General features: G+C 67.5%; 12 protein-coding genes. 6 read left to right on the top strand and 6 right to left on the bottom strand.

From position 1 onward, the window contains the following. The first annotated feature begins 95 nt into the window (after positions 1-95). The 4 genes from ABEA50_RS00135 to ABEA50_RS00120 are packed head-to-tail and all read left to right on the top strand — an operon-like array spanning position 96 to position 7,575. Complete coding sequence (locus ABEA50_RS00135; protein ID WP_345492878.1) at positions 96-5,429, top strand: AMP-binding protein; 5,334 nt, start codon at positions 96-98, stop codon at positions 5,427-5,429. Next, positions 5,426-6,121, top strand: coding sequence for a DUF6875 domain-containing protein (locus ABEA50_RS00130; protein WP_345492877.1), 696 nt, complete (start codon positions 5,426-5,428; stop codon positions 6,119-6,121). Before ABEA50_RS00135 ends, ABEA50_RS00130 begins: the two co-directional genes overlap by 4 nt. Before the next feature lie 40 nt (positions 6,122-6,161). Continuing rightward, complete coding sequence (locus tag ABEA50_RS00125; protein WP_425577491.1) at positions 6,162-7,154, top strand: alpha/beta hydrolase; 993 nt, start codon at positions 6,162-6,164, stop codon at positions 7,152-7,154. A 37-nt stretch (positions 7,155-7,191) separates the two neighbouring features. Next, a complete protein-coding gene (locus ABEA50_RS00120) occupies positions 7,192-7,575 on the top strand; it encodes a TfoX/Sxy family protein (RefSeq protein ID WP_345492874.1) in 384 nt (127 codons plus the stop codon). 157 nt (positions 7,576-7,732) lie between these two features. Here the strand turns inward: ABEA50_RS00120 and ABEA50_RS00115 are convergent, their stop codons facing one another. Next, positions 7,733-9,436, bottom strand: a complete 1,704-nt coding sequence (locus ABEA50_RS00115) for a metallophosphoesterase (RefSeq protein WP_345492873.1) — start codon at positions 9,434-9,436, stop codon at positions 7,733-7,735. Positions 9,437-9,796: 360 nt separating this feature from the next. Here ABEA50_RS00115 and ABEA50_RS00110 point away from each other — a divergent pair, with 360 nt between their 5' ends. After that, positions 9,797-10,540, top strand: coding sequence for an RpnC/YadD family protein (locus ABEA50_RS00110; RefSeq protein ID WP_345492872.1), 744 nt, complete (start codon positions 9,797-9,799; stop codon positions 10,538-10,540). Between the two features lie 40 nt (positions 10,541-10,580). Continuing rightward, complete coding sequence (locus ABEA50_RS00105; protein ID WP_345492871.1) at positions 10,581-10,811, top strand: hypothetical protein; 231 nt, start codon at positions 10,581-10,583, stop codon at positions 10,809-10,811. Between the two features lie 469 nt (positions 10,812-11,280). Here ABEA50_RS00105 and ABEA50_RS00100 read toward each other — a convergent pair whose 3' ends face one another. The 5 genes from ABEA50_RS00100 to ABEA50_RS00080 all read right to left on the bottom strand — a co-directional run bounded on the left by ABEA50_RS00100 (position 11,281) and on the right by ABEA50_RS00080 (position 15,815). Next, positions 11,281-12,039: a class I SAM-dependent methyltransferase gene (locus ABEA50_RS00100; RefSeq protein ID WP_345492870.1), complete on the bottom strand. Its 759-nt coding sequence runs from the start codon at positions 12,037-12,039 to the stop codon at positions 11,281-11,283. Between the two features lie 70 nt (positions 12,040-12,109). Next, positions 12,110-13,846 (bottom strand): NTP transferase domain-containing protein, encoded by a 1,737-nt coding sequence (locus ABEA50_RS00095; protein WP_345492868.1) that lies wholly within the window; start codon positions 13,844-13,846, stop codon positions 12,110-12,112. Positions 13,847-13,935: 89 nt separating this feature from the next. Next, the gene (locus ABEA50_RS00090; RefSeq protein ID WP_345492867.1) at positions 13,936-14,688 is read right to left on the bottom strand and encodes a VOC family protein; all 753 of its coding nucleotides are present in this window, start codon (positions 14,686-14,688) and stop codon (positions 13,936-13,938) included. 39 nt (positions 14,689-14,727) lie between these two features. Further along, positions 14,728-15,039 (bottom strand): MGMT family protein, encoded by a 312-nt coding sequence (locus ABEA50_RS00085; RefSeq protein ID WP_345492865.1) that lies wholly within the window; start codon positions 15,037-15,039, stop codon positions 14,728-14,730. After that, positions 15,039-15,815: an alpha/beta fold hydrolase gene (locus ABEA50_RS00080; RefSeq protein WP_345492863.1), complete on the bottom strand. Its 777-nt coding sequence runs from the start codon at positions 15,813-15,815 to the stop codon at positions 15,039-15,041. Before ABEA50_RS00080 ends, ABEA50_RS00085 begins: the two co-directional genes overlap by 1 nt. Positions 15,816-15,883 lie beyond the last annotated feature (68 nt).

Here is a 15,883-nt window from a genome sequence, read left to right as displayed (position 1 = left end):
ATTGCTCGTGAATAGCCCCATGTCTGTGCTTGGATGCCGTAGGTTTGCTCCCGACTACGTTTCAGCAGTGAGCTTCCGAACCCCAGGGAGGCGTGTTGACGGAAGCAGATCACGGCACCACCTGTTCGCCAGGGCACGATCGCGGCCGAGTAGGCGAGATCGCGGTGGCCGAACATCAGGTGTCGAATCGTGCGATGCCGATTCACGAGGTGCCGACGGACGCGGCCCCGAATCACGCGGTGGCCGCACGGGAGTCGCTACCGCGCGACACTCCGAGGCGAGAGCGCGTGGTCCGCGCGGAGGTCGTGCGCGGTCCGGATGCCGTTGGCGCGGGGAGCTATCCGCTGAGCACGGCGCAGGCGCGCTGGTGGGCGGCGCAGCAGTTGGCGCCCGAGGTGCCACTCACCGTCGCGATGTACCTCGATTTGGCGGGCTCGCTCGATCTGACCGCGATGGTCGATTCGGCGCGGCGCGCGGCCCGCGAACTCGAATCGCCGCAACTGCGCTTCCACGTGGTCGACGGGTGTCCTCGCCAGTATGTCGACTCGCAGTCGGAGCTTCCCGTGCTGGTCGAGGACGTGCGCGCCGAGGCCGAGCCGTTCGCCGCCGCGCTGGCGCGGATGGAATCCGATCACGACAGTCCGCTCGACCCGTGCGCCGACGCGCTCACCGTCGCGACCCTCTTCGTGATCGCGCCGGACCGGCACCTGCTCTATCTGCGCAGCCACCACATGGTGCTCGACGGTGTCGGTGCCGCGGCGGTCTTGCGCCGCACCGGCGCGTATTACCGTGCCGCGGTGTCGGATACGGCCGGTGCCCGCCACGAGCCCGGCAATCGTTCAATGCGCGCACGTCGTTTGCCGACCGGGCGGGTGCTATGGCGCTCCGCCGACCATGTCCCCGCCGCGGACGCGGTACGCGGTACGGCGGCGGACTCCGCGCGCCGATCGGTCCCCGAGCGCTCGACTCCGCGCGAACGCACGACCACTTCCCCCGAAACTGTTCGTGCGCTGACCATTTCGGAGATCCTCGCCGATGAGGACGCCTATCGAAGTTCGGCACGCGCCGAGGCCGACCGCGCGTATTGGCTCGAAAAGCGCGCCGGGGCGGATCCGACCGGATTGGCAGGACAGCCTGCCGCCCCGAGTCCCCGACCGCATCGCGTCACCGCGACCCTGGATGCCGCGACCGCCGCCGCGCTGGCCGCCGCGCAGACCAGTCACGGCGCCACCTTCCCGGAGCTGACCATCGCGGCATTCGCCTGCTACTTGGCCAGGATGTCGGGCTCGGACGAGGCGAGCATGACACTGCCGGTTACCGCGAGACCGACCGCGGCGCTGCGCCGGTCGGCCGGATCGATGTCGAATGTGGTGCCGTTGCGACTGACCGGCCTGGACACCGCGACCACGGGTGCGGTGATCGCGCAGGTGCGTTCGCGCGTGATCGGCGCGCTGCGGCATCAGCGGTACCCGTACGAGGACATCCAGCGCGACCGTGGGCAGCGCACTGCGGTGCGGGGCGGGTTCGGGCCGGTGGTCAATGTGCTCGGCTTCGTCGAACCCTTCCGCCTCGGACCGTTGACCGGGCAGGCTCGGTTGCTTTCACTCGGCCCGGTGGAGGATCTGCTGGTCAACGGGTATCAGGCGGGCCCGGACGCGAGCTGTGTCAGCATCGACTTCCAGGCCAATCCCGCACGTTATTCGCCGAGCACCCTGGCCTGGCAGCACCGGATGTTCCTCGACTACTTCGCCGGTTTCCTCGCTGCCGGATCCGACTGCGCCATAGCGGATCTGGCCGTGCCGGTGGAGGATTCCGTCCCACGGGTCATACCGGGCGATGGTCGATTACTGCCGGATCTGCTGCGCTCGGGTCTTTCGGATATCAGCGCCGACGCCGTCGCGGTACGCGACGGCGCACGCACGCTCACCTATCGCGAACTGGACGAGAGCTCTGCGCGCTGGGCGCGGGAACTGATGGCCGGTGGTGCCCGTCCCGGTGAATTCGTCGCAGTCGTCGTCCCCCGATCGCTCGAATCAGTGCTGGCGCTCTGGGCAGTGAGCAAAACCGGCGCGGGATTCGTCCCGGTCGACCCCGCCGACCCCGTCGAGCGAATCGCCACGATCATCGCGGATTCCGGTGCACGGCAGGGGCTTACCATCACAGGGGTCCGTGACCGCTTACCGTGTGCCACTGGTTTCGCGGTAAAACGAACAGATCCCGGCATCGGTCCGGTCGTCCGCGCTGCCCAGGCCGAACAGGGCGCACGAGGTACGCGTGCCGGGTCGGACCACAACGACCGAGTCGACGTCGAACACGCTGAACGGGTCATCCGCGCCGACGACGCGCACCGGACCAGCGCCGACCACATTGCAAGGTCTGACACCGACGGTCTGGTCGACAACGGTGATGGCGGTCCTCGGGCGCACGGTGGTGACTGCACAGAGTCAGTTTGTTCCGGCACTGATGAACGGGCGGGCGCTGCTCCCGTAGACCATGCGGACCATGCCGACCATGCCGACGGTTCCGAACGGGTGGGTTCGGCCGGTTTCGCCGACCGCGCTTCGGCGGGTGATGCTGTTCGTGCCGACAGTGCTGATCGTCTCGCCCGCGAAAACTCGGTGGGGTGGGGTGTGGCTTGGCTGGTGCTCGATGACGACCGGATGGCGGGTCGGGTCGGGCGACATTCGGCCGGGGTGATCGGAGATGGTGAGCGCCCGAGGTCGTTGCGGCCGGGGCATCCCGCGTATCTGATCTACACCTCCGGCACCAGTGGAGCGCCGAAAGGGGTGGTGGTCACCCATCGTGGACTGGGGTCGCTCACCACCTACCTCACCGAACACTATGGTGTGCAACGTAGTTCAGTGGTGCTGCACGCGCACGCCCCCTCCTTCGACGCCCATCTGCTCGAACTCCTCGCGGCCTTCGCGGCGGGAGCGGTCGCCGCGATCGCCCCGGCGTCAACGCTGGCGGGCGCCGAGCTGATCGAGGTGATCCGCGCGACCGGATGCACCCATTTCCTCACCACGCCCGCGGTATTGGCGGGCTTGTCCCCCGACGAGGTCCCCGGACTGGAAGCGGTGGTGGTGGGCGGTGAGGCATGCCCGCCGGAACTGGTGGCGACCTGGGCGCCGCACGTGCGGCTGTTCAACGGTTACGGCCCCACCGAGACCACCGTGATGGCGACCCAGACCGTGCCGATGGTGGCGCGGGAGCCGGTGACGATCGGTCACGCGCTGCCGGGAGTGCGTGCGGTGGTGTTGAATTCGCGGCTCACGCGAGTGCCGCCCGGTGGACGCGGCGAACTGTATCTCGGCGGTCCTGGTGTCGCCGAGGGGTACCGCGACGACCCGGAACGCACCTCGACGCGGTTCGTGGCCGATCCGTTCGGTGTCGGCGACCGGCTCTACCGCACCGGTGACCTGGTGGGGGCCGGGCACGGGGGCGCCTTCGAATTTTTCGCGCGGGTGGACGGCCAACTGCGGTTGCGTGGCCGGCGCGTCGAGCCGGGCGAGATCGAATCGGTCCTCCTCGCGCGCGCGGAGATCGCGCAGGCCGCGGTGGCGATCGTGAACGCGGGAACACCGCATGCCCGCCTGGTGGGCTATGTGGTTGTGGCCGAAGGGCGTTCGTTCGACGCGCGCGCCACCGTGGATGCGTTACGCGCGACATTGCCCGCTGCGATGGTGCCGTCGGTACTGGTCGAGATCGATCGACTGCCGGTGTCGGCACACGGCAAGCTGGACCGTTCTGCTCTGCCGTCGCCGACGGTCGCGCCGCGACGATATCGCGCACCGGAGACTGCGACCCAACGACTGGTCGCCGAGCGCATCGCCAGCGCCACCGAGCAGCCGAGAGTTGGGCTCGACGACGATTTTTTCGAACTCGGCGGCAATTCGCTGTCCGGCGTGGCGGTTTCGGCTGAGCTGGCGGCAGCCTCGCACGCTCCGGTCACGGTGCGCTGGCTCTATTCCACACCCACGGTGGGCGAGCTCGCCGCGAAAATCGACGGGTACTCGCCCGACGACGACGGCCCCGACGACGACGCGCTAGGAGTGCTACTCACCCTGCGCCGCAACGGCACACGAGAACCCTTGTTCTGCGTGCACTCCGCCGTCCCGCTGGCGTGGTGCTACGCGGGATTGGCCGGACACATCACCGACCGCCCTGTCTACGGCCTGCAAGCGCCGAACCTTACGGCGACCTCGCCTCGCTTGCACCATTCGACCGGTGCGCGCACTGACGTCGGTGCGGGCGGGCTGACCTCTACGAGCTCGGCAGAAGTCGACGAGCCAGGGAGACCGAGAAGTGGCGCCCCCGCGAGCGCGCCAGGCGCGGAATGCAGGTCGGCTGCCGGAGGCGAATCCGCTGGTGCGTCGCGTCGCCACGATTCGACCGGTGCGCAGGAAGGTGTCGGTGCGGGCGGATCGGCATCGGTGCGCCCGGCGGACGGTGCTGAACCCAGTGGGTCGGGAAGTGCTGCCGAAGTGAGCCGACCCGTCAACGAGTCGGCTGACGGGCACGAGTCTGCTGGTACGTCTGCGCGACTTCACGGTTCGACCGGTACGCGCGGAGGCGTCGGTGCGACCGGGTTGACGTCGGCGAGCCCGACAGATGTCCGCGAGTCCGGCGGTTCGGGAAAGGACCCCGTCGTGAGCGAGCCAGTCGGGGAACGTCTGCGGGCTGACGGGGGCGAGTCCGGTGGGTCGCCGCGGCCCGGAGGGCGGTCGGGTGCAGCGGGGCAAATCGGTGCCGCCGAGTCTACGCCGGCAGCCGATTCGGCCCAACGGACCAGTATCGATGAGTTGGCCGATGCCTATGTCGAGGCCATGGTTCTGGTGCAGCCCGATGGTCCTTATCACCTGCTCGGTTGGTCGCTCGGCGGGCAGATCGCGCATGCCATCGCGATCCGGCTGCGGGCGCGCGGCGCCGCGGTGGCGATGGTCGCCATGCTCGACAGTGTCATCGTCCCCGAGGCCGCCGACCCGCCGCCGGTGCCGCGCATGCGCGACCTGGTCACTCACCTGCTCGGCGACGAGCCCGACGATGCCGATCAACTGCCGGAACTCACCGCGGACGAGGCGGCCGAGGAGTTGGCAAGGGCCGGTGCGTCGTTCGGCAGCGGGCTCACTGCCGCGCAGCTGACCCGCTTGCATCGCGGCTATGTCGACGCGGTGGCGCTCGCCCACGGGTACCGACCAGGCGTGTTCGACGGTGACCTGGTGTATTTCTCCGCCACCCGAGGCATGACCGAGCTGTTCGGCGCGGAAATCTGGCGACGTTTCGTCACCGGAGAGTTGGTCGAACACCCGGTGGACGCGACGCACGCGCAGCTCACCAATACGGAGGTCGTCGCGCGGATCGGGCCGATTCTGGCCGCGCACCTGGAGCGCCTCGCCGACGTACCTGAGGTGGGAAGCGCGTTGCCGTGAGTGCGCGCCGCGGCGTACGCACCGGGATCGAGTGGCGTGACATCTACGACGATCCCGCTGACTGGGCGTCGCGGCACCACTGTGCCGAGGCACTCGACACCTACTTCCGTGCGCAACTGACCGCGCCGGACCCGAACCTGGGCCGCGACGGCCCGGTGTGTCCGTTCGTGCGGAGGGCGATCACCGAGCACACACTGTGGGCGTCGGTGGTGCCAGGGGAACCCACCGCCGATGCCATGGCCGAGGCAGTAGACGATGCCGTCGAGGTCTATCGAGAAGTCGACGCCGGTGCCGAGCGGCCGCGAATCATGGCGGTTGTCACTGTATTTCCCGATCTCACCGGCTACGAGTCGATCGACGCCGCGCATCTCGCGCGCAAGAGCGGTGTGGTCGAGCGGGGATTGATGCTCGGCCAGTTCTATCCCGGCTGCGCGGTATCGGGCTTGTGGAACCGGGATTTCCACCCGCTGGACGCGCCGCTACCGATGCTGGTGATTCGCAAGATGATGAGCACCGATTTTCCCTTCCTCGCGGCGCGCTCGGAGTGGTTGTACGCGTATTTCTCGACGGTGGCACCGGATCTGCCCCGCAGGTTACGCAGGTCGATGTCGGAGCTGCTGCGAGTCGACGCAACAGCCGCCGACGCCGTCACAGACCTGCGTCAGCATTCGTCTGGCGAACACGCCAGGTGAATGCCGAACAATAGCCGGTGCTGCTGGTAGAAACCGAGCCATGTACCGGCTCCTGCGATGCCTGGTTTGTGTTCTCGCGCTCTGCGCCCCGCTTGTTCCGTCCGCGCTCGGGCGTCTACCCGTGGCCGCGGCCGATCCCGCCGCGGGCGTGCTGGATGTGCGCGGGCTGGGCGGCCGCGAGCTAGAGGTGGACGTCTACTCGGTGGCCATGGGCCGACCGGTCACGCTGTGGATGTCGCACCCCGGTGCGGGCGCGCCCGCGCTCTATCTGCTCAACGCCGTCGACGGCGGTGAGGACGGCGGTCCGTGGACGCGACGCACCGATGTGGCGCAATTCTTCGCCGACAAGCCGGTGAACGTGATCGTGCCGATGGGTGGTCGCGCCAGCTATTACACCGACTGGCAGCGCGACGATCCCGCGCTCGGTCGCAACAAATGGGCCACCTTCCTCACCGAGGAACTGCCTCCGGCGTTGGAATCCCGGTTCGGGATGACCGGACGCAATGCTGTTGCGGGACTCTCGATGTCGGCTACCTCGGCGTTGAATCTCGCGATCGGCGCTCCCGGTCGATACCAGGCGGTCGGCGCGTACAGCGGTTGCCCGCGCACCAGCGACGCCCTCGCCGAAGCCTACGTGCGGTCGCAGCTGGCGGTGTTCGGCGCGGACGGAACGAACATGTGGGGCCCGCCTGGCGACCCGGCGTGGGCCGCGAATGATCCGATGCTGCACGCGGAGCGGTTGCGTGGCACCGCGCTCTATGTTTCGGCGGGCTCGGGGGCGCCGGGCCGCCACGAGAACCTCGACGACCCCGGTATCGACGGCAACCCGCTGCGGCTGGTCGATCGCGCGGTCGTCGGCGGCGGGATGGAAACGGTGATCGGCGGGTGCACGGCGGGATTCGTCGATCGTCTGCATCAGCTCGGCGTCCCGGTCACCGCCGTGCAACGCCCGCAGGGGACGCACGCGTGGTCCTACTGGCAGGACGACCTGCACGATTCGTGGGCACTGTTCGCGCCCGCGCTCGGCGTTTAGCGACGACATTGTCGGTGGGCTGGTCCACAATTCGGTCATGGCCTATGACGAGGAGCTTGCCGAGCGCGTTCGGGAATTGGTCGAAAGAGCCACCGAGGGGCCGCGTGCCACCTTGTCGGAGCGAAAGATGTTCGGCGGGTTGTCGTTTCTGGTCAATGGCAATATGGCGGTCGCGGTCAGTGGTCGGGGTGGGCTCCTGGTTCGGGTCGGCTCCGATGCCGTTGATCAGCTGCTCGAGCGGGAGTTCGTCGAACCCGCTTTGATGGGTGGGCGCGAAATGTCCGGGTGGCTGTATGTCACCCCCGCGGGGGCGGCACGGGCGAGCGTGCTGCGCGAGTGGGTCGAGCACGCGGTGGGATACGTATGCGAGTTGTCACCCAAACGGAAGTGGCCGAAGAGCCGACGTTCGCAACCCGACTGACCACGGGCTGCCCTGCGCTCGGCGCGAGGGGATCGGCGCTCGACCCGGCCATCGCGACAGTCCGGACGACATCTGTTCCGGCTCGATAACCCATTCCATCGCGCGAACGTTTCGTGAATAACTCCGTCGGCCAGCGGATTTCGCCCGGAGCGCACCGTTAGCCGAGCACCCGCCTGCGGTAGGTGACCTTGTCGAATTCACGGCCGTATTCGTCTACGGCGACCACATCCATCTCGCTGGCGAAGACTCCGGGGCGCACGTCGATCCGCAGGAACGAGTAATTGCGGAACCGCACCCGCGACCACGGTGCGGCCTCATCGATCTTGTCTCCGCTCGGTGACCACACGTAGCTGTTGGGGACCGAGGTGTCGGCGACCTCGTTGCCTCGGAAGGTTTCCGGTGAGCCGGGTTGAAAGCCATAACGCGGACGGCCACCGCCGCCGACCGTGTAATACACCGTGCCATCGGTGTCGGGATACACGATCGAATTGTCACCGGCGATCCGGGTGGGGCTGCCCGCTCGGATCGGGTCGGTGCGTTCGTATACGTGGTTGTGGCCCTGGAGGACCAGGTCCACCTGGTACCGGTCGAACAATGCGGTCCATGCGTCGCGCACACCGCCGTCGCTGGCGTGCGAATCCGTTGTCGAATACGCGCAGTGGTGGAAGAAGCACACGAGGAAGTCGATGTTCGGATCGGCGCGGTAGGCCGCGAGGGTCCGCTCCACCCAACTCGTCTGTGTGCCACCGGAGTATCCGGTGTTGGCGCCGATCTCGTAGGACACGTCGTTGGCGTCGAGCGAGAGCACCGCGAGATTGCCGTAGGTGAACGAGTAGGCCGAAGGGCATCCGGTGGGTCCGTTGCCCGGCAGGTCCAGGCGCGCGAGGTGGCCACCATAGCCGAGTTCGCCGTAGGTGGCCTCCATGTCGTGATTGCCGGTCGCGAACATCCACGGTGTTTGGGCGGCACTGGCTTCGATCGCGCCGAAGTACACGTCCCACACATACGGGTTGAATTTGTCGAACCCGGTCGCTGGCTCGCCACCGTGTGGGACGAATTGCGCGGGCTTTCCCGCGCCGGAGGGGTCGGCGTAGGCGATGTCACCGGCCAGGATGTGGAAATCCGGTGCGCAGGCGGCGATTTGGCGCAGCACATTCGAGGCGTGTGGTGCGGTGGGGTCGTTGTCCGGCTTGTAATACCGGTCGTCGTAGTCGCCGGGTGCGAGACCGGCTGGTGCCGTGGGTGTTTCGTCGGTGCCCTGGTCACCCATCATGGTGAAGCGGAACGGGAGTACCGCGGCGCGGCTGGAGGGCATCGCGGTGCTGGCGGCGCGGATGTCACCGGTGAAACCGTCGGAGGTGCGCCAGCGGTAGTAATGCGGGATCCGACCCGGCAGGCCGTCGACATTCGCGTGCACATAGAACTGTTCGGCGGCGAGCACACCGCCGTCGGACTGCGGCAGCTGTGTGAGCAGGTTGCGTATCTCGGCGGGTGTGCTCGCACCGAGCGCGGGCGTCGGCCCGTGGTCGAGGAACACCTGGGTGCCGCTGGGCTGCCTGGACAACTGCGCCGCGAATCGCAGCTGACTGGTGGCGTCGGCGCCGTAGCTGACGTGCCGCCCGCCGACCGCGAGCTGGGTCCCGTCCGCGTAAGCGCGTCGACCGAACGGCGAAACCCCTACGGCGGCAACGGCCGCCGCGGCGGCGGCACCGCGCAGGATATTGCGCCGCGAGACCGGGTGGCGGCGAAGATATCCGCGATGCCACTCGTGCTGCTGCGCCATCGTCAGCTCGGCGGCAAGCGCGGCAGGGATCCCGGTATCGGGAACATCGCCAGGGGGATTCAGCGGATTCGACGGCATAACGCACGATCATGGTCCCCCCGACCCCACTGGTCGACCACCAACAGCAAGCCATATCCGAACATCAGGTGAACTCTCCGAGCAACACACCGTCCAAACCGGGCATTTCGGGTAAAAAGACGAAACGCCCAGTAGGGTGACGCGCCCAACGCTCCGAAAACCATTTATGCGCAACAGCTCTCACTGTGTACCTTGGCGGCATGGTCGGTTCCCAACACGAGGCGATGCACCGGATCTTCCAGCACAACCCAGGCATGTTCGCGCGTGCCTTCCGAGACCTCGGCCTACAGTTCGGCGATCCACTAGAAAGTGGTCTTGCTACCGACCGACCTCACCGAGACCAGGCCGACGGAACGTCGCGTGGACACGTTGCTGCGGATCGCCACGGCCAGCGAGGTCTTTCTGTTGCTGGTGGAGGCGCAGGGAAAACCCGACGCCCTCAAGCCAGGTGCCTGGGCCTACTACCTTGCTCATCTGCAAGAGAAGTACGACCTGCCCGCCGTGTTGCTGGTGGTGTGCAACGAGGAGTCCACGGCAGCGTGGGCGGCCGGTCCATTACACATCGGCATGTCGCAATGGCCCTGTCTGACCGTGCGTCCGCTGGTCCTGGGCCCAGATAACGTCCCCGTGGTGACCGACGTGGTCGATGCGGCCAACGACGTCCCGCTGGCAGCGCTTTCCGCGATCACCCATGTCAAAGATCCCCGTATTGATGCCATACTGAAAGCACTGGCCGAGGCGTTGCTCGGGATCGACAAGGCCGATCGCGAACTGCTGATCGAACTCACCGAACTCGGTCTGGGAAGATACCCGGCCGGCGAGACTTGGAGGCAACTGATGTCTGTTCCGTTGGAGTACTTCCGTTCGGAGACCTCGCAGCGGCTGCGCGCGGAGGGGCGCGTCGAGGGACGCGCTGAGGGGCGCGCTGAAGGTCGCGCTGAGCGTGCTGCTGAGGGCGTTGTGCAGGTCTTGGAGTTGCGGGGCGTTGTTGTCTCGGATGACGTGCGGGAGCGGGTGCTCGGGTGCGTTGATGAGCGGCGGCTGGAGGAGTGGATGGCCAAGGCCGTTGTGGTGGCTGTGGCGGAGGAGATCTTCGAGGGGTGAGTGTGTCCAAGCCCCGGCCGGCGAGACTTGGAGGCAACTGATGTCTGTTCCGTTGGAGTACTTCCGTTCGGAGACCTCGCAGCGGCTGCGCGCGGAGGGGCGCGCTGAGGGGCGCGCTGAGGGTGTTGTGCAGGTCTTGGAGTTGCGGGGCGTTGTTGTCTCGGATGACGTGCGGGAGCGGGTGCTCGGGTGCGTTGATGAGCGGCGGCTGGAGGAGTGGATGGCCAAGGCCGTTGTGGTGGCTGTGGCGGAGGAGATCTTCGAGGGGTGAGTGTGTCCAAGCCGGAGATGTTGATGCAGGCGTTATGCGTCAACGGTTTTCTGCGCGAGCAAGGATTCGGGTAAGACGACCGTGTGCCGTCGATCCCTTCGCGGGTTCGACGGCACACGGATCAAGGCTTGGAGAATTGACGCCTAGCGGCGGCGCTCGTCATTGCGCCGATCGGACTGCTCCGACTGGCGCTGGTTCGGCGCCCGCCGACCTTCGGGGTTCTCGCCTGCACGGGGCGAGGCCTGCTCCTGGCGCTGTTGCTGCTGCTGCCGAGACATCTGCTTCGGCGCTTTCTTAGGCGCTTTCTTAGACTTTTCAGCCATCTCCACTCGGTCCTTTCCGGGGGATTGATATTCGCCTAACGACACTCACGATAGCCACCGCACATCGGTTGGGGAAGAAAAAGTAGAAAAAGCCATCCCACCGGCCGCGCACACTATTTTCGCAGGTAGATGCACTGAAACTGTGGTCAGTTCTTGCGCGCTTCGATGAGAAATCGGGTCGAATGGGCGACGAATGGGCCATTAGTCACGATCTGGTCGTGCAGCGCTCGCAGGCGATCGCGATACCGGTCAACCGTGAAGTCGGGCACCAACCAGGGGACCTTCCGTAAGAAATACACCACCGCGCCGATGTCACCGAATTCCATACGCAGGCGCTCATCCTGAAGGTCGGTGATTTCCAGACCGGCGGCCTGTGCGGCTTCCCGGTCGAGCGCAGGGTGACGGCGGCGGTAATTCTCCTCGGGCAGCGGCCCGAGAAAATACTCGATGAGCTCGAAAACGCTGGCGGCACCGACATGTTGGGCGAAATAACTGCCGCCGGGTCGCAGTACCCTGGCGATTTCCGCCCACCACACCGTCACCGGATGGCGGCTGGTGACCAAGTTGAACGCGTTGTCGCCGAACGGCAATGGCGGCCTGGGTGGGTGTACGACCACGGCGACCCCACGCGGAGCCAACAGTTGCGTGGCTTTCGCGACGTTCGGCGGCCAGGCTTCGGTCGCCACCATCACCGAGGGAAAGCTGGTCGCGTCCGCGAGTACTTCTCCGCCACCGGTTTGAATATCCAGCGCCGCCGACACTTTCGTCAGCCGTCGGAGCATGAGCCGCTGGTATCCCCAGGACGGACGCTGTTCGGTGGCGCGGCCGGACAACCAGTCGAAACCCCAGCCGTCGACGGAAGCGGCGGCGGCTTCGGCGATCAGATCATCGAAGGTACGTTCCATCGTCGCGATTCTTCTGCGGGCGGTCCCGGCGCGCTACCGGTTTTCCGTCATTCCGGATCGGCGGTGGCGTTCAGCCGCGCAGGGGGAGGAATTCGACCGCGGTGTCGTCGGTGGCGTTCGCGGGGACGATCACCAGGCCGTCGTGGTCGAGCAGACCACCGAGGTGAGCGGTGCGGGTGTGTCGGTCACCGAACCAGCCGCCGTCGAACGCGTTGCGTGCGGCGACGACGCGGGTAACGGGGCCGCTGATTTGGCCACCATTGCGCAGCGGCCCGCGCAGCGGTAGCGCGGCAGCGGCACCGGTGCGGCCTTCGACCAGGGCGGGGGTCAGCGCCATAAGCGTGGCAACGGCGGCGAAGGGGTTCCCGGGAAGGCCGAGAATTGTTGTGCCGGAGTCGAGTTCGGCGACAATCGTGGATCCGCCCGGGCGCATCAGTAGGCGGGGAATCAGGACCCGCGCCCGTGCGCGGGTGACCCCGGCGCGCAATTGGTCCGCGGCGCCGCTTCCGGTCGCGCCGACAACCACGAGAAGGTCGTATTCCTGTGTGGCTGAAAGTATTTCATCGAACCCGTCGGCGGTGTCGCCCACGCTGACCTGATCGATCGTGTGAATTCCGTACCAGGACAATATGGTTGGCAACACCGGGCCGATCGAATCGCGAATCTGACCGCCCGACAACGGTCCGGTGGCACGAACCTCATCGCCGGTCACGACAATGCGCGCACGGACAGGGCCGCGCACCACCGCGTCGGAAACCTCGACGGCGGCAGCGGCAGACACGAGCGCGGCACCAACGGGGGTGCCGCGCGGGGCTAGTCGGTCGCCGGGGCACATGTCCTCGCCTTGTCGGCGAATATCCTCGCGCACAGGCGTGTTCGGAATTCGCCGTAACAGCTGTTCGTCGACGACGCCGAACTCGTCACGCAATACCGAGGTGCTGCCTTGCGGGACTTGCGCGCCGGTCGCGATACGCACTGCCGCGCCCTCGATCAGTGCGCCAGCACGTTCGCCGCCCGCGAAGCCGATGTCCGCGCGCAGCCGCCACGGCCCCGTGCCCGCCACCGCGTAGCCGTCCATCGCGGAGACGTCGAAACGCGGCAGTGGTGCCGCGGCGATGAGCGGGGATGCCAGTGCGGCTCCGGGGACCTCGCGTAACCGGCCCCGGTGTTCGGGAAGGCGAGTCAGACTGACGCGCAGGAGGTTTCGTGCGTGCTCCAGTGTCAACGCTGGCCCGTCGACGGTGGCTGCGGTTCGAGCCTGTCGCACGTGGGTGTCGGTGTCGCAATCCTCGACGCCGGGCAGCGTGATGGTCGCGGCGCCGCTCGGAACGATCGCCTTCATCGCCTGGTCGACCGGCGACGTCAGCGAGTCGAGTGCGGTGCGCAACGCGGTGCGCCGCCACACCCCGACCAGAAACTGGGTGCGGCCCGACGCGTCGGCGGCGAACACCGCGTCGGCGCCGGTTTCGGTGGCATGCCGGATCAGGGCGCGCACCGTTGCCGCGGCGAGGAACGGCAGATCCGCCGCGAGTACCACCACCAATTCCTCGCCAGGACCGAGTGCGCGCAACCCGGTGTCGATCGCCGTGACCGGCCCCGAGCCGGGCGGCTCCTCGCGCACCTGCACGATCGTCGGGTCGAGCTCGGGCCGCGGCGGTCCCACCACAACCACCCGCGCGCATCCGGCGACCGCGTCCACCGCGGTGTCGAGCATCGAACGCACGCCCACCACGATCGCGGGTTTGTCGGCGCCGCTCATCCTGCTGGCGCGTCCACCCGCGAGCACGATCGCGTCGGCGCCGGTCATTCGCGACGTCCTTGGGTGGGTTTCGACATGGCGGACATGCTAATCACCGCGCGCGTCGCGGTCCTGCGGCGAGCTCGGCTCACCTGGTTTCACACGGCGGCGGAGTGATCGCGGGTCGGGTGCAGCAGGCAGAATTCGTTGGTTTCCGGGTCGGCCAGCCGATGCCGTCGCACCACACCGAAATCCGGGTCGTCGGTGACGAGGGTGGTGGCGCCGGCCGCACGCAACCGCGACAACTCGGTGTCCATATCCTCGAACGAGGTGACGTCGAGCCGGAGCCGATTGCGCTCGGATTTCACCTGCGCGGAGTGCACGAACTCCAGCCAGCAGCCGAGCCCGGTCGCCGCACGCAAGCCCGCGACGCGTTCGTCGTCGCGCAGCACCGGCCACCCGGAGGCGGTGGACCAGAATTCGGCGAGGCGTGCGGGATCGTTGGTGTCCATCACGATGGCCGCGACGGCGCCGGTGTCGACGTACTCCTCGCGCGGTTCGAGTACGCAGAACTCGTTGCCTTCGGGGTCGGCGAGCACCACCCACGGTGTCGGGCCCTGTCCGATGTCGACGCGGCTGGCACCGAGGACGAGTGCGCGGTCGACCTGCATGCGCTGATGGTCGATCGAACGACTGGCCAGGTCGAGGTGCAGTCGGTTCTTGCCGCGCTTCGGGTGGCTCGCGGAGACGAACAGCAGCGCCAGATCGCTGCCATCGGGATCGGGCCCCGCGACATCGACCTCGTCGGCGCGTTCGACGGTCACGACCCAGCCGAGTAGGGCGGCCCAGAAGTCCGCGACCGTTCGGGGCCGCTCGGCATCGATGACGACACATGCCAGGCGGGTGGACATTCCTCCAAGGTAGCGGGCATTCGCCCGAATCGGGAGTCTTTACCGGTCCGGGCGATCCGGGAACGGAAATCGGCTGGCGCGCAGGTCGACGCGCCCATCCCGAACCGGGCAGCCTTCGGCGGCGAGCAGGCGCAGCTGTCGTTGGGCCAGGTGGCTCGCGGGTTTGCCACCGGCCCCGATCACCCGGTGCCACGGTAGGTCGGCGGCGTCGGTGCGCATGATCCAGCCGACGGTGCGTGGTGTGGACAATCCGGCGGCGTCGGCGATGTCGCCGTAGGTACAGACGCGGCCGGGCGGGATCGAAGCAACCAGTGCCCGCACCCGCTCGATCTCGGCGTCGGAGGTGGGCATCAGAGCACCGAACGGATCAATTCGGCGGTGCGTTCGGGCAGTGCCTGGGCCACCATGTGGTCGCAGTCCCACTCGTGCACGGTCAGCTTGTCGCCGAGGTGCGCGGTGAGCGCGGCACGGAATTCGGGGGTGACGAACGGCGGAATCACCTTCATCGCCTGCACGAGGTCGGTGCGCAGTTCGGGTGGGGGGAGCACGAACCGCCTGGCCAGCTGGCCCCAGTAGGAATTGATCGCGGGCAGGCTGATGCGCCAGCCGACGCGGCCGTTCGCGGTAGTCGTCAGGTGTTCGGCGAGTTCGGCTTCGATCAGTTCCGGTGCGACGTCGCCCCATCCGGTGGCGAGCTTTTCCTCGCGTGCCCGCGCCACACTGTCGTAATCCGGGGCGGCGAGGCTGGCGAGCGCGATGTCGTCGAGCCGCTCCGGTTCCAGTGCGATCGCCGAATCCAGCAGGATCAGGCGCCGGGCCAGCTGTGGATAGGTGTGCAGCAGATGCAGCGCGCACGCGCCGCCGAAGGAGTGGGCGACGACGACCACGGGCTGGTCGGTTTCGGCCACCAACAGTGCGCGCAGGTCCTCGACGACGGTCTCGAAGTTCCACGGCGGCAAACCGGTGGAGTGTCCGTGTCCACGCAGGTCGGGCGCGAGGACGCGGGCTTCGGGCAGGTGCTGGTTCGCCAGGTTCTCCCAGCGTTTGCCGTGCCCGGTGAGGCCGTGCAGGGCAAGCACCAGCGGTCCGGTTGTCGGACCGTAGCGATATACATGGAGAGCGGACACGGGCCTATTTTCTCGCGGGTGTAGTCGGGTCGCACGCCGGGTCCGGTCGGGGCGAGTGCCGGTGGGTC

Origin of the sequence: Nocardia callitridis, from assembly GCF_039543305.1 — a bacterium.
Classification (GTDB): Bacteria; Actinomycetota; Actinomycetes; order Mycobacteriales; family Mycobacteriaceae; genus Nocardia; species Nocardia callitridis.
This window is presented reverse-complemented; position numbering and strand designations above follow the sequence as displayed.

Coding starts and splice junctions, on each gene's coding strand:
- ABEA50_RS00125 (WP_425577491.1), top strand. CDS start 6,162: ATGTACCGGCTCCTGCGATGCCTGGTTTGTGTTCTCGCGCTCTGCGCC.
- ABEA50_RS00120 (WP_345492874.1), top strand. CDS start 7,192: ATGGCCTATGACGAGGAGCTTGCCGAGCGCGTTCGGGAATTGGTCGAA.
- ABEA50_RS00115 (WP_345492873.1), bottom strand. CDS start 9,436: ATGCCGTCGAATCCGCTGAATCCCCCTGGCGATGTTCCCGATACCGGG.
- ABEA50_RS00105 (WP_345492871.1), top strand. CDS start 10,581: ATGTCTGTTCCGTTGGAGTACTTCCGTTCGGAGACCTCGCAGCGGCTG.
- ABEA50_RS00100 (WP_345492870.1), bottom strand. CDS start 12,039: ATGGAACGTACCTTCGATGATCTGATCGCCGAAGCCGCCGCCGCTTCC.
- ABEA50_RS00095 (WP_345492868.1), bottom strand. CDS start 13,846: ATGACCGGCGCCGACGCGATCGTGCTCGCGGGTGGACGCGCCAGCAGG.
- ABEA50_RS00090 (WP_345492867.1), bottom strand. CDS start 14,688: ATGTCCACCCGCCTGGCATGTGTCGTCATCGATGCCGAGCGGCCCCGA.
- ABEA50_RS00085 (WP_345492865.1), bottom strand. CDS start 15,039: ATGCCCACCTCCGACGCCGAGATCGAGCGGGTGCGGGCACTGGTTGCT.